Genomic DNA, 20501 nt, shown 5'->3' with positions numbered 1-20501 from the left:
CCCGGGGCACCGTCCGTCACCGTTCCAGGAGAACGCGCCCGCCGATCTCCACCCAGCCGCCGGGCTGCGGTGCCGTCAGGATCTGGGAACCCGTGCCCTGCGTGATGTTCAGCGCCCGGCCCAGGCGTTCGGTCAGCAGGAGGGCCGCCGCGCCCGTCGCCTCGTCCTCGTCGATGCCGTCGTCGCGGCCGGGGAAGGCGCGGGCGCGGACCCGGCCGCCGGGCTCGTCCTCCCAGGCCCAGGCGTAGATCCACTCACCTTTCGGCGGCACCGCGAGGTCGTCGACCTCGGCGGCCGTCGCGTACTGCCGCAGCGTCCGCGGCGGCGCCCACTCCGCGCGCGCCTCGATCCAGCTGAACTCCCCGTCCTGCCGGGCCCCCACCACCCCGGCCGGTGTGACCAGTTCGGGCACGTCCAGCAGCCAGGCCGTGCCGACGCAGGGGTGGCCGGCGAAGGGCAGCCGCAGCGTGGGCGTGTAGATGTCGACGACACCGCGCTCGGGGTCGTCGACGAAGACCGTCTCGCTGAAGCCGAGCTTCGCGGCGAGCTCCTGCCGTTCGCCCCGCTCCGGCAGCACCGATCCGTCGCGGACGACCCCGAGTTCGTTGCCGTATCCGCCGTTCGCCGCGCAGAACACGCGCAGCACGTCGTAGTCAGTCACCGGGAAATTGAAACACCAGCGGGCCGCAGCGGGGTGTGACCCGCGTCGTACGGCAGGGGAGGCGAGGACGTCGCCTGCGCCGCGCTCCATGACCGCTCGCTGCCGCTCCGGGCGGGCCGCCCGGCGTTCCGCGTCCCGCCCGTACGCCCGGGTCACCTCGTCGGCGGTGCGAGGCCAGGCCGCCTCGACGCCTTCACGCCTCGCGGCGGCGGCGCACCGCCAGCACCACACCGGCGCCCGCGACGACGCTCACCGCGGCGGCGATGCCGAGCGTGCCGACCGGGACGTCGGAGCCGGTCGCGGCGAGACCGCCGGTCACTGCGCCGGCGGTGGAGCCGATGGCCCCGCCGGTGGTGGAGCCGGTGCCGCCGGTGGCGGTGGTGGGCGAGGGGGTGGCGGTCGCGCCGCCGGGCAGGTCCGCGCCCTCGGTGAGGGCGAGGGAGAGGTCCAGCGGGTCCAGGTCGGTCCCGGCGCGGTAGAGGCCGCCGAACGCCTCGGCGCCCTCGTCGGTGAGTTCGGCGGCCACGTCGGCCACGGCGAGGACGTCGTTCTTCACGGCCGGGCCGGCGGAGCCGGCGGTCAGACGGGCGAGGACCACGTCCTGCGTCGTGTCGCCGAGACTGGTGACGTCGGCGGTGAGTTCGCCGGTGCCCTCGTCGAGGGTGGCGGTGAGGTCGGTGAGGGTGAGGTCGAGGTCGTACGCGCCGCCCGGCTGGTCCGCCGCGAAGGTGACGGCGCCCTCGAACGCGGCGGTGAGGGTGCCGGCGCCGGTGTCGTACGTGCCCTTGCCGTCGACGAACGTGAACACCCCGTTGCCCGGGGCCTGGGTGGCGCCGGCCGCGACCGTGATCCTCCCGTGGGCGGCCCCGCCCACGACATGGGCGCGGAAGGACTTCTTCACGCCCCACCTCAGCGTGCCGTCGGCTATCTCCGCGCCGACGGGCGCGTCGGGGTCGGCCGGCGAGGTGGGGGGGCGGACGGTGCCGGTGGCCGTCGGGGACGGGCGCCCGGTCGCGGACTGGCTCGGGGTGGCGGTCGGGGTGGCCGAGGCGGTCGCCGAGGGCGTCTGCGTGGGGGTGGTGCTCGGGGAGCCGGTGGCGGTCGGGGACGGGGACTGGGTCGTCTTCTTCTGGACGACGGTCAGCGGGTCGCCCTCCGCGCCCTCGAACGCGGCGTCGCCGAAGACGTCCGCGGCCTCCTTGGTCAGGGTGGTCGCCATGTCCGTCATCGCGCGGGTGACGGTGACCTCGGCGAGCGGCACGTCCTGCGTGGTGGTGCCGTCCTCGGTGACGTCGGCGGTGATCACCGCGTCCGCGCTGTCGAACCGGACGTCGGCGAGGGTGAGGTGGAAGCCGTGCGCCTCGGACCTGATACCCAGACTGCCCCGGAAGCCGAGTTCGAGGGTGTGCGCGGTGGAGTCGTAGGTGCCGGTGCCCGCCACGAAGGTGAACGCGCCGTTGCCCTCGGCCTGCGCGGCACCCTCCGCGGGGGTGAAGCCGCCGGCGGCGGCGGCGCCGGTGACATAGGTGCGGTACGACTCCTTGATGCCCCAGGTCAACTCGTAACCGGTCAGCGGCTCTTCGGCGGCGGAGGCGGCCGGGGCGCCGACGGTGGCGATCGCCGTGGCGCCCAGTGCGGCGGCCGTGGCGACGGCGGCGGCGAGGGCAGTGGTACGGCGGCGGGATCTGGTGGGCATGCGGGTGTACTCCTCGATGCGATAAGGCGGTTGAGTTCTCGTCCGCGGCGGTGATCGTATCGGTACGGCGCCCGCGGCGAGGGGGATAACCGGCCAGGACAGCCGCTCCCGCCGGACAGCTCCGCCGCGTGGGCGCGACAGGCCACGGCGAACCCGCACCCAGCGGCGGACAGCACCCCCACCCCGAACCCGTCCCCGACCCCGCCCCGGTACAGTTCGCCCCCGGGAAGGGGAAGGTGGAGGAGCCCGATGACCACGGATCGCAGGCGTGCCCGAATCACTCTCATAGCGGCAGCGCTCTCGTCGTTGACGGCGAGCGGATGTGTGGTGGTGCACGGCGAGCGGGAGGTGCTGCCGGCGGCCACCCGCGCCGAGGCGGCCGAGGCGCTGCAGGAGTTCACGACCGCGTACAACAAGGCGGACGAGGACTACGACACCACCCTCGACGCCGAGTACGTCACCGGGCCGCTGGCCGACATCGACGGCGCCCGGCTGAAGGCGGGCCGGGCCAACAACCCGGCCGGCAACCCGGACCACAGCCCGCTGGAGTTCTCGGACGCCGAGTACACCATCCCCAAGAAAGCGGGCTGGCCGCGCTGGTTCCTGGCCGACGCCGAGGCGAACAAGGGCGGCGAGGCCCGCTGGCTGCTGGTGTTCACCCGGAACGCGCTGGACGAGCCGTGGCAGGTGTCGTACCTGACCCTGGTCGAGCCCGGCGCCGTACCGGAGTTCAAGAAGGACAAGGACGGCTGGGCGGAGGCCGTGCCCGCGAACTCCACCGAACTGGCCGTGCCCCCGGGCGACTTGAGCAAGGCGTACACCACCTACCTCAAGGAGAACGGTCCCGAGTTCGCGCCCGGCGCGCACACCAGCCAGTGGCGGACCCTGCGCCAGAAGAACGCGCGCAAGCCGGGCCTGGTCACCCAGTACATCGACGGCCCGCTGACCGACGGCGACTACGCACCGGTCGCGCTGCGCACGGAGGACGGCGGGGCTCTGGTGTTCTTCGCCACCCGCCACTACGAGAAGCAGACCGCCCACACCGGCTCCGCCGTGCCCGCGCCGAACAAGGACGTGCTGGCGCTGACGACCGGCGAGATCAAGCAGTCCCTGACGATGGAGTTCGTCTCCAACGAGGTGGCCCTCGACCCGAAGAAGGGCGCCGGGGCGCAGGTGACGGTGCTGGGGCGGATCCAGGGGCTGACGTCGGCGAAGGGCGAGTAGCCCCAGCCGTCCGGTGACCTCAGTGGCGCAGGGGCCAGGCCGCGTTCGCGTGGCCGGGCTCCGCGTCGACGTGGCGGGCGCAGGCGTCGGTGAGGTGCTCCAGCAGGGTCAGCGGGTCGGGCAGCGCGTGCTCCGGGCCGCGTACCCAGTGCACGGCCTGGTCGTCGCCGGGGAGCCGGGCGGGCGGGACGAGGACGTAGGAGCCGCGGCAGTGCCAGCGCAGGCCCGGATGCTCGTCCATGGTCTCGGGGTGGCAGTCCAGCTCGCACGGCCACCACTCGTCCTCGTCCTCGGGGGTGCCCCGGGTGAGGGTGAAGAACAGCATGCGGCCGTCGTCGCTCTCGGCGACCGGGCCGACGTCGATCCCGGCGTCGAGCAGCCGGGCGAGCGCCTCGCGGCCGGCCTCCAGCGGGACGTCGAGGACGTCGTGCGTCATGCCGGTCGCGGTGATGAAGTTGGCCTGCGGCTGGTGCCGGGCCCAGCGTTCGACCTGGGCGCGGTCGGTGGTCGACTGGGTCTGCCAGGCGAAGGACACCGGGTGCCGGGCGGGGGTGGGACAGCCGACGCGGTCACAGGAGCACCGGTAGCCGGGCGCCGGGTGCGCGGCGGGCGCCAGCGGCAGCCCCGCGGCGGCGGCGGCGAGCAGCAGGGCCTCGCGGCCGCCGTCGTCGGCGGCGTCCTTGCGGCCGCCTCCGCGCAGCCACTGGGAGAGTTTGCCCCGCAGGCCGGTCCGGCCGCCGAACTCCGCGCTCATCTATCCCCTCGCCTCGCTGTCGTGCGGAACAGCATGCCCTATGGTCCCACCATCGTGCGCTCCGGGGGGCCCAAGTCCCCAACCGGGGTAGACGGGACGAGACGTACCCCACACCGGGATCAGCTCCCATCGGGTGCTTTGCCGGGATCTTCGGGATTTATGGGCGGCCGGACCGGCGCTCAGCGTGGGGTGAGGCCGTACAGGGCGTAGTCGACGAGGGTGTCCGTGTACTCGTACGAGATCGGGCCGGTGCGCTGGAGCCAGCGCTGGGCGAGCGGGGAGACGAACAGCTCCAGGGCGATGCGCGGGTCGATGTCCGGGCGGACGTCCCCGGCGTCCTGGGCGCTGCGCAGCCGCTCGGCGTACTGCTGGAGGGACGGTTCGAGCAGTTTGGCGACGAATTCCCGGCTCAGCTCGGCGTTGACCAGGCCTTCGGCGGCCAGGGCGCGGGACGGTGCCTCGAAACGCGGGTCGAGCAGTCCGTCGACGGTGGCACGCAGGACGGCCTTGAGGTCGGCGGCGAGGTCGCCGGTGTCCGGGACGGTGCCCTCGGCGCCGGGGCCCGCGGGCTGCTCGGCGGCCTGCCGGCCGAGGTCGAGGAAGGCCTCCAGCAGGACGTCGGCCTTAGACGACCACCAGCGGTAGATGGTCTGTTTGCCGACGCCGGCGCGGGCGGCGATGCCCTCGATGGTGGTCCTGGGGTAGCCGACCTCGGCGACGAGGGCCAGGGCGGCGTCGTAGATGGCGCGGCGGGACCTGTCGCTGCGGCGGGTGGCGTCGGGGGCGGGTTTGCGGGTGGTCGGCGGCATGTCACGAATCTATCAGGTTGACAAGACGGTCCGTCTCGCCTCACGCTGAGGGAGCTAAGTTACGAGACGGTACGTCTCGTCGCGACCGGAGAGAGGCGGAGACACCATGGCCCGAGGCGGAGCGGGAAACATGCTGGGCGTCGGCGGTACGCGGCAGAAGCTCGGCCGCAAGGCCCTGCGGGGCGGCGGCAGGGACGGCCGGGCCGGCGCGCACGACGCACAGGCGCAGAAGCGGGAGCTGCTGCGCCGCTTGCAGGAGCGGAACGGCCGCGACGGAAACGAGAAACGGGACGGAGAGGAGAAGCGGGACGGAGAGGAGAAGCGGGACTGAGAGGAGAAGCGGGACTGAGTCAGACCGGGCCGTCGGTGTCCCGCGCCGGCGGCCAGGCGTCGCCCCAGTCGGCGTCGCGGGCGGCGCGGTAGTCGTCGCCGTGGCGTTTGGTGACCGTCGTCCGGCTCAGCCGCTCGTCGGTCTCGCACAGGTCGAGCAGGACCTGGCCCTTGCGGATCTGCGGCTTGCGGACGACGCGGGCGGGGGCCGGGGCGACGGGGAAGCGGGCTGCGGCGACGTAGCTGAACTTCTCGTCCTCGTACGCGAGGGAGCCGCCCTTGACCTGACGGTGCAGGGAGGAACGGGCGACCCGGGCCGAGAAGTGGCACCAGTCCGAGCCGGGGGCGATGGGGCAGGCGGCGCTGTGCGGGCAAGGGGCGGCGATGCGGAACCCGGCGGCGATCAGGCGGTCCCGGGCGGCGAGCAGACGGGCGTAGCCGCCCGGGGTGCCGGCCTCGACGATCACGACGGCCTGCGCGGCCCCGGCGGCGGCGTCGACGAGGGCGGCGCGGTCGGGTTCGGACAGTTCGTTGAGGACGTACGACACGGTGACGAGATCAGTGCTCTCCAGGGTGAGCGCCGCTCCGATCCGAGAGCGCTGCCAGCGGGTGTCCCGCAGCGCCGGGTTCGCGGCGGCCAGCTCCCGGCCGAGCGCCAGCGCGGGCTCGGCCCAGTCCAGCACGGTCACCGGCCGCGCTCCCGGCCAGGTCGCGCTGACCGCCCAGGTGGCGGCGCCGGTCCCGCCTCCGACGTCGGTGTGGCTGCCGGGCACCCAGCCGGGCGCCGCGTCGGCGAACGCCCCGAGCGCCGAGCGCACCGCCTCGAAGGTGGCCGGCATCCGGTATGCCGCGTACGCCGCCACATCGGCCCGGTCCCGCAGGATGGGCGCGTCGGTCGGCGTGGCCCCCCGGTAGCTGGCGATCAGCCGGTCCACGGCCTGCGCGGCCCGCTTGGGCGGCAGCCCGTCGAGCAGCCCGGCGAGCGCGGCCCGCAAGGTCTCGGCCGGGGCGGTCAGGGGGGTGGGAGCGGGGGCGTTCACCCTGCGATTCTCTCAGGTCCCCGACACCCCGCCGACGCCCTGCCCGGCACCCCGGGGACGACCCGGGTGGCGGCCTCCGATGACAGCCTTTGATGATGGTGCGCCCCCCGCCAGGCCCCGGTCGGCTCCCCGGTCAAGGCCCCCACACGGCTCGCGCCATCCGGGAGCCCGCTGCCGCGCGTGGGGCGCTGTTCGGGGGTTTGCGTCTTGGGTGGACGGTGTTCGCCAGCAGGACCAGGAAGGTGTCCGTCGCCGGGTCCAGCACCAGGGACGTTCCGGTGAACCCGGTGTGCCCGGCGGCGCCCCGCCCCGCGAGGGCGCCCATGAACCGGGGCTGGTCCAGGGCGAAACCCAGGCCGGGCGGGCTCAGCAGCAGGTCGACGAAGTCCGGGCCCAGGATGCGGGCGGGCCCGTACGCGCCGCCCGCGAGCAGCGCCCGGCAGAACACCGCCAGGTCCCGCCCGGTGGAGAAGAGCCCGGCGTGCCCGGCGACGCCGCCCAGCGCCCAGGCGTTCTCGTCGTGCACCACGCCCCGGAGCATGCCCCGGTCCGCCTTGGCCCACGGCCGCCGCTGGTCCTCGGTCGCCGCCGCGCCGGGGCAGGGCCCGAAGCGGGTGGCGGTCATGCCCAGCGGGCGGGTGATGCCGTCCCGGACCAGGGCGTCCAGGGACCGTCCCGTGATCCGCTCCAGGACGTGCTGGAGGAGCAGCATGTTCAGGTCCGAGTAGCGGTGCACGCCGGGCTCCCCCGTGGGCGGCTCGGCCCGCAGCAGGGCAAGCCGTTCCGCGTCGTCGGCGCAGTCGTACAGCGGCAGTTCGGGGCGCAGCCCGGAGGTGTGGGTGAGCAGCTGCCGTACGGTGACGCCGTGCCGGGCCGCCGCGCGGAACTCCGGCAGGTACGCGCCGACCCGGGCGTCGATGCCGAGCGTGCCCCGCTCGATCTGCTGCACGGCCGCGACGGAGGTGAACAGCTTGGTCAGCGAGGCCAGGTCGAAGGGGGTGTCGACGGTCATCGGCACCCGGGCGGTCTCGGGCAGCTCCACCCCGGCGTCGCGCTGCGGGTCGTACGCCGTGTACCGCACGGCCCAGCCCGCCGCCTCGGCCACGGCGACCACCGGTCCGCGCCCGGCGACCACCACCGCGCCGGCCGCCCACGGGCGGTCCCCGGCGGTGAGGGCGCGGACCTCGCGGATCAGATGGCCCGTCTCGACCGGGTCGAGCCCGGCCCGCTCCGGGGTTCCGCCGCGCAGCTTCGGCGTGCTCAGCTCTCCTCCTCCTCGCTCCGCCAGGGACGGCACAGGGCCAGGAAGCAGACCGCCGCCACCAGCGCGGCCGACAGCTGGACGACCGCCATCGGGACCGCGGTGTCCTCCCCGGCGATGCCGACCAGCGGGGAGGCGATCGCGCCGATGAGGAAGGAGGACGTGCCGAGCAGGGCGGACGCGGAGCCGGCCGCGTGCCGGGTGCGCAGCAGGGCCAGCGACTGGGTGTTGGGCAGGGTGATGCCCATCGCGGACATCAGCACGAACAGCGCGGCGGCCACCGGCGCGAGGCCCACCTCGCCGAAGACACCGAGCGACATCAGCAGCAGCGCGGTGGCGGCGAGGACGACGACGGTGAGGCCGACGGCGAGCACCCGGTCCAGCCGGACCCGCCCGATCAGCACCTTGCCGTTGATCTGCCCCGCCACGACCAGGCCGACCGAGTTCAGGCCGAACAGCAGGCTGAAGGTCTGCGGGGACGCGCCGTGGATCTCCTGGATGACGAACGGGGAGGCGGAGATGTACGCGAACAGGGCGGCGAAGGCGAAGCCGCCCGCGAGCATGTAGCCGGTGAACGGCAGATCGCTCAACAGCCCGCGCATCGAGCGCAGCGCCTCGCCGACCCCGCCCTCGTGCCGGTCGGCGGCCGGCAGGGTCTCGGGCAGCTTCGCCCACACCACCCCGGCGAGCAGCACCCCGACGACGGTGAGCACGACGAACACGCCCCGCCAGTCGGTGACGCGCAGGATCTGCCCGCCGATCAGCGGGGCGACGATCGGGGCGACGCCGGAGATCAGCATGAGGGTGGAGAAGAAGCGTGCCATCTCGACGCCGTCGTAGAGGTCGCGCACGATCGCCCGGGCGATGACGATGCCGGCGGCGCCCGCGAGGCCCTGCGCCAGCCGGAAGGCGACCAGGGTCTCGACGGTGGGCGCCAGGGCGCACAGGGCCGTGGCGACGATGTACACGGCGAGGCCGACGAGCAGCGGGCGGCGGCGGCCCCAGCGGTCGCTCATCGGGCCGACCACCAGCTGCCCGAGCGCCATGCCGGCCAGGCAGGCGGTCAGGGTGAGCTGGACGGTCGCGGCGGGGGCGGTCAGGGAACGGGTGACCTCCGGCAGCGCGGGGAGGTACATGTCCATCGCCAGCGGGGGCGTGGCGGTCAGCCCGCCGAGGACCAGGGTCACCAGCAGTCCGGCCCGGCGCCGCGCATCGAGGGGCGGCCGCGCCTTCGGTGCGGCCGCCTGCGACAGTTCCGGTATGGATGCCCCGCCTTCGGGCATTGGCCCCTCCCTTTTTCCGCAGTCCGGTCCCTATGCTCTCAGCTCGTACGGAGTGCCTGGTGTCACTGAGCGGAGCGTGGGGCGGGGAATGACGGCGGACAGCGTGCGGTGGGGAATCCTGGCGACCGGCGGGATCGCCGCCGCGTTCACGGCGGATCTGGTGGATCTGCCGGACGCGGAGGTGGTGGCGGTGGCCTCGCGGACGGAGGCGTCGGCGAAGGCGTTCGCGGAGCGGTTCGGGGTCGACCGGGCGTACGGCGACTGGGCGGCGCTGGCGCGGGACGAGGACGTGGACGTGGTGTACGTGGCCACGCCGCACGCGGCGCACCGGGCGGCGGCCGGGCTGTGTCTGGCGGCGGGGCGGAACGTGCTGCTGGAGAAGCCGTTCACGCTGAACGCGCGTGAGGCCGGGGAGCTGGTGGCGCTGGCGCGGGAGCACGGGCGCTTCCTGATGGAGGCCATGTGGATGTACTGCTCGCCGGTGATGCGGCGGCTCAAGGCGCTGGTCGAGGACGGGGCGATCGGCGAGGTGCGCAGTGTGCAGGCGGACTTCGGGCTGGCCGGCCCGTTCCCGCCCTCGCACCGGCTGCGGGACCCGTTGCAGGGCGGGGGCGCGCTGCTGGATCTGGGGGTGTATCCGGTGTCGTTCGCGCAGTTGCTGCTGGGTGAGCCGGCGGGGATCGCGGCGAGTGCGGTGCTCTCGGAGGAGGGCGTCGATCTCCAGACGGGGGCGGTGCTCTCCTATGAGAGCGGCGCTCTCGCTTCGGTGCACTGCTCCATCGTCGGCGGTACGCCGACGGCGGCCTCCGTCACCGGTTCGCACGGCCGGATCGACGTCCCGCACGGCTTCTTCATGCCCGAGCGGTTCGTGCTGCACCGCGCGGGGCGCGAGCCGGAGGAGTTCGTCCACGACCCGGCCGACGCCCCGCACCACAGCCTCAAGCACGAGGCCCGCGAGGTGATGCGGGCCCTGCGCGCCGGGGAGACCGAGTCCCCGCTGGTTCCGCTCGACGGCACGCTCGCCGTGATGCGGACGCTCGACGCGATCCGGGAGCGCGTCGGCGTCCGCTACCCGGGTGAGGCCCCCGACCGTGACCCCGGCGGTGACGTCGACGGCAACCCCGACGAGGACCCCACCGCACAGCTCACGCCGGCGTGAGCCCCGGCTCCCCCACCTGGGTCACGAAGGACGCGGCCGTCGTGACCGGCGCCCCCGGCGTCGTCACGTACGGCACGGTCCTGAAGTCGGCCCGCGCCCGTTGCCGCCCGAGGGTGACCGCGACGTAGCCGCGCCGCCCGTTGTAGAACCGCAGGTGCGGGTTGGCCCGCATATAGGTGTCCCAGTTGGCGGGCTTGTCGGCGCCGTCGCGGCCGCTGGCGATCGAAGTCGCGACGATCTCGGTGCCGACCGTGCGGGAGGCGGGATCGTCGAAGTTCTCCTTGATGTCGAAGCCGTAGCCGACGTGCACGTCACCGGTGAGCACCATCAGGTTCTCCACCCCGGCCGCCCGCGCGCCGTCCAGCACCCGGCGGCGCGAGGCGCGGTAGCCGTCCCAGGCGTCCATGGACACCCGGGACGGCTCGGTCAGGTCGAACTCTCGCTGGGAGAAGACGACCTGCTGCGGGACGACGTTCCACAGCGCCCGGGACCGCTGCCAGCCGTCGAGCAGCCACCGCTCCTGGGTCTCGCCGGTCATGGTGCGCGCCGGGTCGTCGACCTCGGGCCCGGGGATCCGCGCGCCGTCGCCGTAGGCCTGGTTGGTGCGGTACTGGCGGGTGTCGAGGATGTCGAACTGGGCGAGGTCGCCCCAGTGCAGGCGGCGGTAGAGCCGCATGTCGGGGCCGTCGGGGCGCTGGGGGCGGCGCAGCGGCTGGTTCTCCCAGTAGGCGCGGTAGGCGGCGGCGCGGCGCAGCAGGAACTCCTCCGGCGGGACGGTGTTCTCGGGGGTGTCGCCGGCGTAGTTGTTCTCGGTCTCGTGGTCGTCCCAGGTGACGACGAAGGGGTGCGCGGCGTGCGCGGCGCGCAGGTCTGGGTCGGTCTTGTAGAGGGCGTACCGCAGCCGGTAGTCCTCCAGGGTGACCGTCTCGCGGTTGAAGTGGGCGGGGAGGACCCGGTCGGTGTACCGGCGCTGCCCGCCGGCGGAGTCGACGGCGTACTCGTACAGGTAGTCGCCGAGGTGGAAGACCGCGTCGACGTCGTCCTGGGCGAGATGACCGTACGCGGTGAAGTAGCCGTCGTGGTAGGCCTGGCAGGAGACGGCGGCCAGACGCAGCGCGGCGGCCCGCTCGCCGGGGGCGGGCGCGGTGCGGGTGCGGCCGGTCTCGCTGATCCACCGGCCGGCGCGGAAGCGGTAGTAGTAGACGCGGCCGGGGGCGAGGTGGGCGACCTCGACGTGCACGGCGTGGTGGAACTCGGGGTGCGCGGGGGCGGCGCCGCGTCTGACGATCCGGCGGAAGCGCTCGTCGTGGGCCAGTTCCCAGTGCACGGTGACGCGCTCGGCGGGGAGGCCGCCGTCGGGCTGGTACGGGGCGGGGGCGAGGCGGGTCCACAGCAGGACCGAGCCGGGCAGCGGGTCACCGGAGGCGACGCCGAGGGTGAAGGGGTTCTCGGTGATGCGGGCGGCGTCGAGTTCGGCGGCGCCCGCGGTGCCGGCGGCCGGGAGGCCTACGGCGAAGGCGAGGGCGGCGGCCGCGCCGGTGGCGGTGAGGAAGCCGCGCCGGCCCACGTGTCGGGCGGCGGCGCGGAGTTCGGGGGCGTGCTCTGGCTGGCGGGCTGCGTGGGTCATCCGGTCCTCCCCTGGCGAATGGATGCCTCAGGCATTGGAGTGGCCGGGGACGACCCGCGGTAGGCGTGTACAGGACAATCGCATGACGGACAGATGAGTTCCGGATGGCGGACCCTCCCGTACGCTGCGGGCCCATGAACGAGAAGCGAACGGGAAGCGGGGCGGAGGGCCGGCCGAGGATCGCCGTGGTGACCGGCGCGGGCTCCGGCATCGGGCGCGCGGTCGCCGTGGAGCTGCTGCGCGCGGGCTGGTCGGTGGCGCTGGCCGGCCGGCGCGCCGAGCCCCTGGAGGAGACGGCCGCGCGGGTGCCGGAGGGTGCCTCGCTCGCCGTACCGACGGACGTGTCACGCCCCGACGACGTGGCGGCGCTGTTCTCGGCCGCCGTCGAGCGGTTCGGGCGGGTGGACCTGCTGTTCAACAACGCGGGCACGTTCGGGCCGGGCGGGGTGCCGGTCGAGGAACTGCCGTACGACGCCTGGCGGCACGTGGTGGACACCAACCTCAACGGGGCGTTCCTGTGCGCGCAGGCGGCGTACCGGCAGATGAAGGAGCAGGACCCGCGGGGCGGCCGGATCATCAACAACGGCTCGATCTCGGCGCACACCCCGCGCCCGCACTCGGTCGCCTACACGGCCACCAAGCACGCGCTGACCGGGCTGACCAAGTCGCTGTCCCTGGACGGGCGGCCGTACGACATCGCGGTCGGCCAGATCGACATCGGCAACGCGGCGACCGACATGACGGCCCGGATGCAGACGGGGGCGCTCCAGGCGAACGGCGAGATCACGCCGGAACCGGTCATGGACGTGGCCGATGTGGCCCGCACCGTACGGCACATGGCAGAGCTGCCGCTGGAGGCGAATGTGCAGTTCGCGACGGTGCTGGCGACGGCGATGCCGTACGGGGGCCGCGGCTGAGCCGTGGCGGGATCCGCTCGCTCCAGGGGAGTGCGACCAGCCGTCCCATTGCCCCCGCCGGTGGGCCTGTGCTCAACTCTCCTCCACAGGAACTTCACACTTGGAGTGTCGAGCTCCCGCGGGCCATCACCAGGGGGAGGCGGCAGCCGTTCCACGGCATCGGGCTGGGGGTGGACCTCGCGAGGGACCGCGGGGTGCGCACCGGGCCGTGGAGCGGCCGCCGTGTCACACGAGCGGGGTGCGCGGTCACGCCTGCCCGGTCTCGAAGCGCGAGATCCGTCCGTCGTCCTCGACGGTGAAGCGCCAGCGGGTGCGCATCTCGCCCCAGGTGTCGTTGCGGTAGCGGGCGACGACGGCCCGGCCGTCGGCCGACTCGTTGTCGACCTCCAGGTGCCCGTGCGTGGAGAAGATCTCCTGGTCGATCCACTCCGCGAGGTCCCGGTCCGAGCCGTCGTCCGCCATGGTCGCGCCGGGCGCCAGCAATGCCATGAAGCCCTCGCGGTCATGGGAGTTGACCGCGTTGACGAAGGCGCGGACGGCGGGGTCGCTCAGCCTGGCGGTGTGAATCGTCATGCGGTCAGCGTCACACCGGGTCCGGGCCCGCGCCACCCGGGACGTGCGGAGGCGGTCCGTGCGGGCGCCGCCACCCGAACGGCCGTCGCGGAAGGGACCGGAGGGGCGGAGGGATGCGACCGTGGGACCGGGGAACCGGGGCGGGACCGCACCACACGCTTGTTCCACTCGTCTGCTCCGGGAGTCAACGTGACGTTCTACGACCGACGTGATCTGGGCCTGCTGCTGCTTCGGCTGGGGGCCGGCGGGGTACTCGTCGCGCACGGCACGCAGAAGCTGTTCGGCTGGTTCGGCGGCCACGGCATCGAGGGCACCGGCCAGTTCATGGAGTCCGTGGGCTACCGGCCCGGCAAGGCCAGCGCCACCGCGGCGGGCATCGCCGAGACCGGCGGCGGCACCCTGCTCGCGCTGGGCCTGGCCACCCCGGCGGCGGGCGCGGCGGCGGCCGGGGCGATGGCGGGCGCGGCGGCCGTGCACGCCCCCAACGGCTTCTTCAACCAGGAGGGCGGCTACGAGTACGCCGCCACCCTCGGCCTCGCCGCGATCGGTCTCGCCGTCACCGGCCCGGGCCGCCTCTCCCTGGACCACGCCCTCGGCCATGTCCTGGACCGCGGCTGGATGGTCCCGGCCGCACTCGGCACGGCAGCCGCCGCGACCGCGGTGGTGGTGGGCACCCGGGTGAAACGGCTCCAGCGGGAGTCGGAGAGCGTCGAAGCAGAGCAGGACGCCCTGTTCGACGAGACGCCGCCGAGCCAGGGCTGACCGGCGAGGCCACGCTGAGCCGGCGCCACCCGGCAAGACCACCCGGCGCCGACGGCCGCTCGACAAGGTCCCGCCCGGGGCCTGCCGTCCGGCGAGGCGACGCCGAGTCAGGCTCGTCCGGCTCAGGTCGTCGGGCCGGTCCGCTCAGCCCCCGCCGCACACCGGGAGTTCCTGACCGGTGTTCAGCTCCTCGACCTCGTCCAGTTCCTCCAGCTCCCTCAGACGGTCGTCCAGGCCCTCCGGTTCGACGAGATAGCGCAGTACCGCCTGGTGGAAGGCGTCCCGGGTGGCACGTGGCATCACATCGGAGGCGTCCCAGCAGCGGGACCCGCCCGTCTCGCCGCGCAGGATCTTCCCCACCTCGTCCGCCGTGCCGCCCTGACCGCCTTCCGGCGCCGCCTTGTTCGCCGTGTGCTGGGGCAGCGCGGTACCGGGGTCGGCGAGATAGCGGATCAGCTGCCGGGCCTCCGGTGTCGGATCGAGCAGGGCCGCGAGGTCCCCGGAGACCTCCCAGGCCCCGGCCCGCGGCCCGGCGTCCGGGACGACCTCGGCGAAGTGGACGTAGTCACCGCCCGCCCGCTGCCAGTGGCCGGCCCGGAAGGAACCCTGGTGCTCCAGGCGTCCCGGGGCGCAGTCCGCGCCGAAGCCGGCCGTCAGCGCCTCCTCGGCCCGGCGCCCGCCCGCGCCGGCCATCTCGCCCCAGGTCGTCCAGGCCTTGCGAACGGCGGCATCGGTCCACGGCAGCCTGCCGTTCGCCCAGTCCGCGTAGACGGCCGGCCCGGCCTGCTGGAGGAGGATGTCCTCCACCCAGTCGGTGCCCGGCCAGCCGGAGGTGGCGCCGGACTCCATCCCCAGGCACCACCGCTCCGGCCCGGCCGCCGAGCGCGTGGTGGGCCGGTCCCCCGCGTACCAGACCATGCTCTTCAGGCCGGTCTTCACCGGCAGCCAGTAGGTGTGGCCGCCGAGTCCCGGGACGGTCACCTCGGGGGCCCAGATGCCGTCGTAGTGGCTGCGGTCGAACAGCCCGTCGAGGGGGTGGAGCCGTCCGTCGACCGCGTACGCCAGCAGCTCCCCGGGCCCCGGCAGCACCGCCACGTCCGGCGGATTGCCGGCCGCTATGTCGGCGGCGAGCACCTGGCTGAGCGCGGAGCTGCCCTGATAGACGACGTCGATGCGGTACTCGTCCTCGAACGGCTCGATGACGTTCTCCTCGAACTGCTCGCGCTCGGCGCCGCTCCAGTTGGCGAGCAGGGTCACCGAGCCCTTCCAGGCCTGCGCCCAGCGCACCCCCGCGTACACGCCGGTGCCGAGCAGCGCCAGGCAGACCGCGAGGACGAGGAGCGTACGAGGTCGTGGTCGTCTCATCGCCGCCCCCGGAACCGGTATTCGGCGATGCGCGGCCACAGCCCCGCCGCCATGAGGATCAGCAGCACGGCGCCCGCGAGCAGCACCCCGTCGGACAGCGACGCCCACCATCCGGCGTTCGCCAGCGCGCCGTCCACCTGGTCGGCGACCAGGGGGATGTCGTCCGGGTTCCCGCGCGGTACGCGGATCCAGCGGACGGAGTCGGACATGGCGCCCTGTGCCGTCAGCGTGATCCACGCCAGCACCGGCACGCCCAGCCCGCACAGCGCGGTGGCGGCGAGCAGCAGCGGCTGCACCGGCGTGCGGAAGCGGCGCCGGAGGTACCGCTGGGCCTCCAGCAGCGCCAGGATCAGCGCGACGTACAGCATCGCGACGACGCTCCACCACAGCCACTGCTGCCAGGGGAAGTCCGCCTGCCGCTGGGCCTCGTCCAGTTGTTCGGCGCGCAGCGCGTCGAGGCGGCTCATGATGTCACCGTCGGTGCCGGGCGCGCTGCCCTGGCCGAGGACCTGTTCCGCGTAGTGCAGATAGGCGGCGCGCAGCGGGGAGCCCTCCGGTTCCTGGCCCCAGCGCTCCACCCAGCCCGAGTAGACGGCGATCAGCCCGGTGATGGTCTGCAGGTCGTGGCGGCCCGCCAGGCCGGTGACGTTCTCCGAGGCGGCCAGGGCGAGGCTCTGGTGGGCGACCGAGATCCGGGTGTGGAACTCGCCGCTCATGTCGCCCGTCCGCCCGCTGTCCTCGACCACCTCGTGAGCCTGGCTCATCGCGCTGCGCGCCGTGTCGACCGCGAGGATGCCGGGGGCGCTCGCCGACGACAGCGGCACGGTGTCGTCGTGCACCCCCCGGTAGGCGACGAACAGCGCGAGGGTGGTGGCCAGCCCGAGCCCCAGCAGCCACCGGAGTCTTCGGATCAGCTCCGGGCGGGTGGTGCTCACGGCCGCTCCTGGAAGGGATGGCCACAGTGCGGGCAGAACCGGGCGGCGGCCGGTGCCTTCTTCGAGCAGGCCGGGCAGAGCAGGGTGGCCGTCCCCGGCCCCGCGGCGCCCGTGGCCCCCGCGGCGCTGCCGGTGCCGGACGAGGGGCCGTAGGTGCTGTGGCTGCTCGCGGTGATCAGGTGCTGGAAGTCGACCGCCTGCACCTCGGAGCGCAGCCGGACCCGCCCGGTCCGCGCGTCCTCGATCTCCACCAGCCGGGCCAGCCGGGTCAGGTGCTCGTCGGCGCCCATCGCCCGGGCCAGCTGCACGGCCCGGCCCAGGTGCTGCTCCGCCAGGCCCCGGTCCTTGCGGCGGTGCGCGTCGGTGGCGGCGGCGACGGCCTCGCCGAGCCGCTGATGCGCCTCGAAGTGCTCGACCTGGGGGTCGGTCTGCCCGGACAGGGCCGGGTTGTCGGTCCAGTGCACCACGCACGGCTTCGGCGGCGGCAGCCGCACCTCACCGCCGGGCACCTCGACGGCGACCACGGCGAGCTGGAGGTCCTCCCCGCGCGGACGCCCGGCCGGGTCGGCGGACAGGCACAGCTGGTAGCGGCGGGTCTCGTCGCCCCAGGCGCGGGTGACGAACCGCCGGCTGCCCCCCTCGGCGGGCAGCTCCACCTCGGTGGGGAAGACCTGCTTGAGATAGCGGACTGCGGCCCCGGCCATCGGCGTCACGGAGATCGCCAGCTCGGGCACGCTCTTGGTGAGCAGCCGGTCCATCAGCCGCTGGTACTCGCCCGGGAGGGCCGCCTCCTCGCGCACCGAGGAGGCGCTGCCGTGCAGCCTGCGGGTGATCCTCAGCAGCTCGTGGCCGTCCCAGCCGTCGCCGATGCCCCACGCGTCGCACACGAAACGGCCCGCGCAGGCGTCCAGCACCCCGTCCAGCGGCATCCGCTCGTCGTTCACGTTCCTGCCGTCGGTGAGCAGCAGCACATGCCCGATGGGCGCGCCCTGCTCCGTCAGCAGCCGGCGGGCGAGGTCCAGCCAGGCGCCGATGCAGGTGCCGCCGCCCGCGACCAGCCGGAGCACCGCCCGCTCCGCCTCCGCCCGGCTGCGGGCGTCCGCCCGGGCCATGCCCGGAGCGCCCGGGTAGGCCATGGTCGCGACGTCGCTGCCGCGGACCACCGCGAACGGCGTGCCGTCCGGCAGCTTCCGGATCGCCGCCACGGCCGCCTGCTGGGCGGCGTGCAGCTTCTCCGGCGGCCAGGTCATCGAGCCCGAGCAGTCCACCGCCAGCACCTGCGCGAGCACCGGCCCCGGGCCGCCGCCGCCCTCGGTGCCGTCCACCCGGAGGCTGAGGATGGCGTGCATCTGCGGGTCGCTCGTCTCACCGGACAGGTACTTCCACTGGCTGATCTCCAGCCCGACCGTGACCTGCCCGCCCGTCCCGCCCTCCCGGGGCGCTCCTGTCTCCACGGGTCCGTGCACCTCCCCCTCGTCGCCGCCGTACGCCGTCATACGCCGTCCCGCCTCCGCCGCCGTACGCCGCGCGCTCCGCCGCGCTCCGCCGTCGCCGTATCCCGTCTCTTCTCCTCACCCCTGCGCCCCACGCCCCACGCCTCCGCCGTGCGCCGGCGGCCCCGCAGCAGTTCCCGCAGCCCGGCCGGCTCCGGCAGCACCGCGTACGCCAGATCGAGCAGATCGCCGCGCTCCCCCGGGCTGCCCGCCTGGTCCGCGAGCCGCTTCAGCGACCGGGACAGCAAGCGGCACAGCGCCTCCGGGGTGTCCTCCGCCCCGAACAGCCCCCCGACGGGGAAGCCGGCGCCCCAGCCGCCGGGCGGACGGCAGGCCAGCGCGTACTCCCGGAGTTCGGTGACCAGCCGGTCCCGCGACCCGCTGTCGTCCAGATACAGCCCGGTCACCCGCTCGGCGGCCTCCACCAGCCGGTCGACCGGCGGCGGCTGCCCGCCCGGCAGCGTGCCGGCCAGCGCCCGGATCGCGGCGACGCGCGCGGCGTCGTAGTGCCGGGACGTCGTCGGCACCTCGTCCAGCACGGCGACGGCCCGTCCCCGGTCGCCCCGGCTCAGCTGGATGCGGGCCAGCCCGAAGGCGGCGCTGCCCTGGGTGCGGTCCCGCCGCCACACCGCCTCGTAGTACTCCTCGGCCTGCCGCTCCCGGTCCGCCGCCCGCCGCCCGGCCGCCTGTTCCTCGCCGCTCCGGAGCGCGCGGCCGGTGACGGGGTGCCGCGCCCGCGCCGCCGCCGGCTGCCGTGCCGTGCGGTCCCGCTCGGTCACCGGGCCGGGCTCGGCGGCCTCCCGCATGCGCCCGGCCAGGTACTCCGAGCAGTAGCCGAGGGCCAGTTTGGGCGCGGCCTCGCCCGGGAGGGCGGCGTAGGTGGCGGCGAACTCGCCCTCGGCCCGCTCGACGTGGCCCCGCATCAGATGCACCAGCCCGTAGTGCCAGAAGATCCGCCAGTCGTAGTCGCCGCTGCGCTCGCGCGCCACCCCGAGCCAGGTGTCGGCCCGCAGCTCGTCCCCGGCGGCGAGATAGGCGCGGCACAGCCACAGCGCCGTCTCCACGGTGCGCAGCGCCGGGTCGCGCTCCGCCCGCTCGGCGATCCGGCCCGGGGTGCCGGCGGCGAGCCCGCCGAGCAGCACGGCGGCGGTGTCCCCGGCGTCGGGGATCGGGACCGGCAGGGCCCGCGCCGTCTCCCGCGGGTGCGGGGCGCCGACCGGCAGCGGCGGCGGCGCGGCACCACGACGGGAGGTCCAGTGCTCCAGCGACGGCACCGTGCCGAGGGCGGCGCCGAAGACCGCCGCGGTCGGCTCGAACCGGGTGGACCGCTCCGGATACGGCTCGTGCCCGCTGAGCGCCTGGTGCTCGCGCAGCACCTCCCACAGCTGGCGGGACATCTCCGCCGCCGAGCCGAACCGGGCGGCGGGCTCGGGGTGGGTGGCGCGGCGGATCAGCGCGTCGAAGGAGCGGGCGGCGAGCCCGGCGGGCGGGGTGGCGCGCTCGGCGAGCACCTTCAGGGTGCGGCCGACGGTGTAGAGGTCGCTGTCGACGTCGAGGCCGCGCTCGTCGCGTTCCTTCTTCGGCGGGGAGTAGCCGTGGGTGTACACCAGCCCGGACGTCCGGTCGTCGATCCGGCGGATGGCGCCGAGGTCGATGACCTTGATCTCCCGCCCGTAGTGGATGACGTTCTCGGGCTTCATGTCGCAGTACAGCAGGCCCTGGTCGTGCAGGTACTCCAGAGCGCCCAGGATCTTGCAGCCGTACGTGATCACATGCCCGAACCGCAGCCCGCCCTCTCCGAACAGCCGCGCCAGCTCCTCCTCCGGGGCGAACCGGATCCAGGCGAGCGAGCGACCGCCGACGTACTCCATCACGATGTAGCCGGTCGGCTGGGCGTCCCCGTCCGCCTGGTGCTGGACGTACGTCACGATGCGGACGATGTCCCGGTGGTGCAGCGTGGTCAGCGAGCGCCGCTCCTCGACGGCCGCCCGCCGGGCCACGGCGTCCCCCGTGTTGATCAGCCCCTTGAGGACGACGCGCAGCCCCGGCACGCGGGTGTCCTCGGCCAGATAGACCCAGCCGTGCCCGCCGACCGCGAGGTAGCCGAGCACCTCGTAGTGGCCGCCGACCCGGTCGCCGGGGCGCAGCTTCGGCCGGAACGAGTACTCGGTACCGCACTCCGGGCAGAACCCGTGGTCGGGCGCCGGCCCGCCGTCGTACGACACCCCGATGGTCCCGGCGCAGTTGTCGGCCCCGCACCGCCGTCCCCCGGTGGGCGGCCGGGCGGTGGTGTCGGCGGCCTCCGAGGGCTCCGGGGAGGGCAGGTGCGGCAGCACCAGCAGGCCGTCGAGGTCGAGTTCGAGGTCGCCCGGGCCCGGCGTGGCCGGCCGGCGCGGCGGTTCGCTCCGCTCACCGGGGCCGGGGTCGGAACCGGGGCCGGGGCCGGTGTTCCCCGGGTCCGGCACCGGCCGGGCCGGTGGCGCGAGCGCCTTGCGGAAGCAGGTGTCGCAGAAGCCGGTGACCATGATGTGGCCGTCCTGGCAGTCGGGTCTGACACAGGGCTGCCCCGTCATGACAGGCCCCCTTCGCGGTGCGTGTCCGGCGCCGTTCTC

The 20501-nt window shown here is 74.6% G+C and carries 18 protein-coding genes; 5 read left to right on the top strand and 13 right to left on the bottom strand.

Annotated features, from left to right (window positions below; genetic code table 11):
* Positions 1–16 precede the first annotated feature (16 nt).
* Together VE614_RS10335 and VE614_RS10330 are read right to left on the bottom strand one after the other, a co-directional pair.
* Positions 17–661 (bottom strand): PhzF family phenazine biosynthesis protein, encoded by a 645-nt coding sequence (locus VE614_RS10335; protein WP_324934960.1) that lies wholly within the window; start codon positions 659–661, stop codon positions 17–19.
* Between the two features lie 193 nt (positions 662–854).
* Entirely contained in the window at positions 855–2357 is a 1503-nt protein-coding gene (locus VE614_RS10330; protein WP_324934958.1) for an HtaA domain-containing protein, read from the bottom strand.
* 249 nt (positions 2358–2606) lie between these two features.
* On the opposite strand from VE614_RS10330, the gene VE614_RS10325 reads away from it, so the two are divergent.
* Positions 2607–3581, top strand: a complete 975-nt coding sequence (locus tag VE614_RS10325; RefSeq protein WP_324934956.1) for a hypothetical protein — start codon at positions 2607–2609, stop codon at positions 3579–3581.
* 19 nt (positions 3582–3600) lie between these two features.
* Here VE614_RS10325 and VE614_RS10320 read toward each other — a convergent pair whose 3' ends face one another.
* The gene (locus VE614_RS10320) at positions 3601–4335 is read right to left on the bottom strand and encodes a bifunctional DNA primase/polymerase (protein WP_324934953.1); all 735 of its coding nucleotides are present in this window, start codon (positions 4333–4335) and stop codon (positions 3601–3603) included.
* Positions 4336–4514: 179 nt separating this feature from the next.
* Positions 4515–5144: a TetR/AcrR family transcriptional regulator gene (locus tag VE614_RS10315; protein ID WP_324934951.1), complete on the bottom strand. Its 630-nt coding sequence runs from the start codon at positions 5142–5144 to the stop codon at positions 4515–4517.
* A gap of 106 nt (positions 5145–5250) precedes the next feature.
* Here VE614_RS10315 and VE614_RS10310 point away from each other — a divergent pair, with 106 nt between their 5' ends.
* Entirely contained in the window at positions 5251–5475 is a 225-nt protein-coding gene (locus VE614_RS10310) for a DUF6243 family protein (protein WP_324934949.1), read from the top strand.
* Between the two features lie 19 nt (positions 5476–5494).
* Here VE614_RS10310 and VE614_RS10305 read toward each other — a convergent pair whose 3' ends face one another.
* From VE614_RS10305 to VE614_RS10295, 3 genes are all read right to left on the bottom strand, one after another.
* Positions 5495–6514, bottom strand: a complete 1020-nt coding sequence (locus tag VE614_RS10305; protein ID WP_324934947.1) for a small ribosomal subunit Rsm22 family protein — start codon at positions 6512–6514, stop codon at positions 5495–5497.
* Between the two features lie 133 nt (positions 6515–6647).
* Entirely contained in the window at positions 6648–7811 is a 1164-nt protein-coding gene (locus VE614_RS10300; RefSeq protein WP_324934945.1) for a serine hydrolase domain-containing protein, read from the bottom strand.
* Complete coding sequence (locus VE614_RS10295) at positions 7775–9058, bottom strand: multidrug effflux MFS transporter (protein WP_324934943.1); 1284 nt, start codon at positions 9056–9058, stop codon at positions 7775–7777. Before VE614_RS10295 ends, VE614_RS10300 begins: the two co-directional genes overlap by 37 nt.
* An 88-nt stretch (positions 9059–9146) precedes the next feature.
* On the opposite strand from VE614_RS10295, the gene VE614_RS10290 reads away from it, so the two are divergent.
* Complete coding sequence (locus VE614_RS10290; RefSeq protein ID WP_324934941.1) at positions 9147–10217, top strand: Gfo/Idh/MocA family oxidoreductase; 1071 nt, start codon at positions 9147–9149, stop codon at positions 10215–10217.
* Here VE614_RS10290 and VE614_RS10285 read toward each other — a convergent pair.
* Positions 10204–11844, bottom strand: a complete 1641-nt coding sequence (locus VE614_RS10285; protein WP_324934939.1) for an alkaline phosphatase D family protein — start codon at positions 11842–11844, stop codon at positions 10204–10206. The two genes, VE614_RS10290 and VE614_RS10285, sit on opposite strands and share 14 nt — an antisense overlap.
* 134 nt (positions 11845–11978) lie before the next feature.
* Here VE614_RS10285 and VE614_RS10280 point away from each other — a divergent pair, with 134 nt between their 5' ends.
* Positions 11979–12761 (top strand): SDR family oxidoreductase, encoded by a 783-nt coding sequence (locus VE614_RS10280; RefSeq protein WP_324934937.1) that lies wholly within the window; start codon positions 11979–11981, stop codon positions 12759–12761.
* A 246-nt stretch (positions 12762–13007) separates the two neighbouring features.
* Here the strand turns inward: VE614_RS10280 and VE614_RS10275 are convergent, their stop codons facing one another.
* A complete protein-coding gene (locus VE614_RS10275; RefSeq protein WP_324934935.1) occupies positions 13008–13334 on the bottom strand; it encodes a nuclear transport factor 2 family protein in 327 nt (108 codons plus the stop codon).
* 189 nt (positions 13335–13523) lie between these two features.
* Here VE614_RS10275 and VE614_RS10270 point away from each other — a divergent pair, with 189 nt between their 5' ends.
* Positions 13524–14096, top strand: coding sequence for a DoxX family protein (locus VE614_RS10270; protein ID WP_324934933.1), 573 nt, complete (start codon positions 13524–13526; stop codon positions 14094–14096).
* A 144-nt stretch (positions 14097–14240) separates the two neighbouring features.
* Here the strand turns inward: VE614_RS10270 and VE614_RS10265 are convergent, their stop codons facing one another.
* The 4 genes from VE614_RS10265 to VE614_RS10250 are packed head-to-tail and all read right to left on the bottom strand — an operon-like array spanning position 14241 to position 20462.
* Complete coding sequence (locus tag VE614_RS10265; RefSeq protein ID WP_324934932.1) at positions 14241–15461, bottom strand: ABC transporter substrate-binding protein; 1221 nt, start codon at positions 15459–15461, stop codon at positions 14241–14243.
* Complete coding sequence (locus VE614_RS10260; RefSeq protein ID WP_324934931.1) at positions 15458–16396, bottom strand: hypothetical protein; 939 nt, start codon at positions 16394–16396, stop codon at positions 15458–15460. Before VE614_RS10260 ends, VE614_RS10265 begins: the two co-directional genes overlap by 4 nt.
* Positions 16393–17892 carry a VWA domain-containing protein gene (locus VE614_RS10255; RefSeq protein WP_324934929.1) on the bottom strand — a complete coding sequence of 500 codons (1500 nt, stop codon included), beginning with the start codon at positions 17890–17892 and terminating at the stop codon, positions 16393–16395. Before VE614_RS10255 ends, VE614_RS10260 begins: the two co-directional genes overlap by 4 nt.
* On the bottom strand, positions 17889–20462 hold the full coding sequence (locus tag VE614_RS10250) for a serine/threonine-protein kinase (protein ID WP_324934927.1): 2574 nt from the start codon (positions 20460–20462) through the stop codon (positions 17889–17891). Before VE614_RS10250 ends, VE614_RS10255 begins: the two co-directional genes overlap by 4 nt.
* Between the last annotated feature and the right edge of the window lie 39 nt (positions 20463–20501).

This window comes from Streptomyces sp. (assembly GCF_035645055.1).
In the GTDB taxonomy this organism is placed as follows: Bacteria; Actinomycetota; Actinomycetes; order Streptomycetales; family Streptomycetaceae; genus Streptomyces.
The sequence above is the reverse complement of the archived record's forward strand: the minus strand, read 5'-3'. Positions and strand labels throughout refer to the sequence as shown.

Coding starts and splice junctions, on each gene's coding strand:
- VE614_RS10255 (WP_324934929.1), bottom strand. CDS start 17,892: ATGACGGCGTACGGCGGCGACGAGGGGGAGGTGCACGGACCCGTGGAG.
- VE614_RS10295 (WP_324934943.1), bottom strand. CDS start 9,058: ATGCCCGAAGGCGGGGCATCCATACCGGAACTGTCGCAGGCGGCCGCA.
- VE614_RS10290 (WP_324934941.1), top strand. CDS start 9,147: ATGACGGCGGACAGCGTGCGGTGGGGAATCCTGGCGACCGGCGGGATC.
- VE614_RS10280 (WP_324934937.1), top strand. CDS start 11,979: ATGAACGAGAAGCGAACGGGAAGCGGGGCGGAGGGCCGGCCGAGGATC.
- VE614_RS10330 (WP_324934958.1), bottom strand. CDS start 2,357: ATGCCCACCAGATCCCGCCGCCGTACCACTGCCCTCGCCGCCGCCGTC.
- VE614_RS10265 (WP_324934932.1), bottom strand. CDS start 15,461: ATGAGACGACCACGACCTCGTACGCTCCTCGTCCTCGCGGTCTGCCTG.
- VE614_RS10310 (WP_324934949.1), top strand. CDS start 5,251: ATGGCCCGAGGCGGAGCGGGAAACATGCTGGGCGTCGGCGGTACGCGG.
- VE614_RS10285 (WP_324934939.1), bottom strand. CDS start 11,844: ATGACCCACGCAGCCCGCCAGCCAGAGCACGCCCCCGAACTCCGCGCC.
- VE614_RS10325 (WP_324934956.1), top strand. CDS start 2,607: ATGACCACGGATCGCAGGCGTGCCCGAATCACTCTCATAGCGGCAGCG.
- VE614_RS10315 (WP_324934951.1), bottom strand. CDS start 5,144: ATGCCGCCGACCACCCGCAAACCCGCCCCCGACGCCACCCGCCGCAGC.
- VE614_RS10275 (WP_324934935.1), bottom strand. CDS start 13,334: ATGACGATTCACACCGCCAGGCTGAGCGACCCCGCCGTCCGCGCCTTC.
- VE614_RS10250 (WP_324934927.1), bottom strand. CDS start 20,462: ATGACGGGGCAGCCCTGTGTCAGACCCGACTGCCAGGACGGCCACATC.
- VE614_RS10320 (WP_324934953.1), bottom strand. CDS start 4,335: ATGAGCGCGGAGTTCGGCGGCCGGACCGGCCTGCGGGGCAAACTCTCC.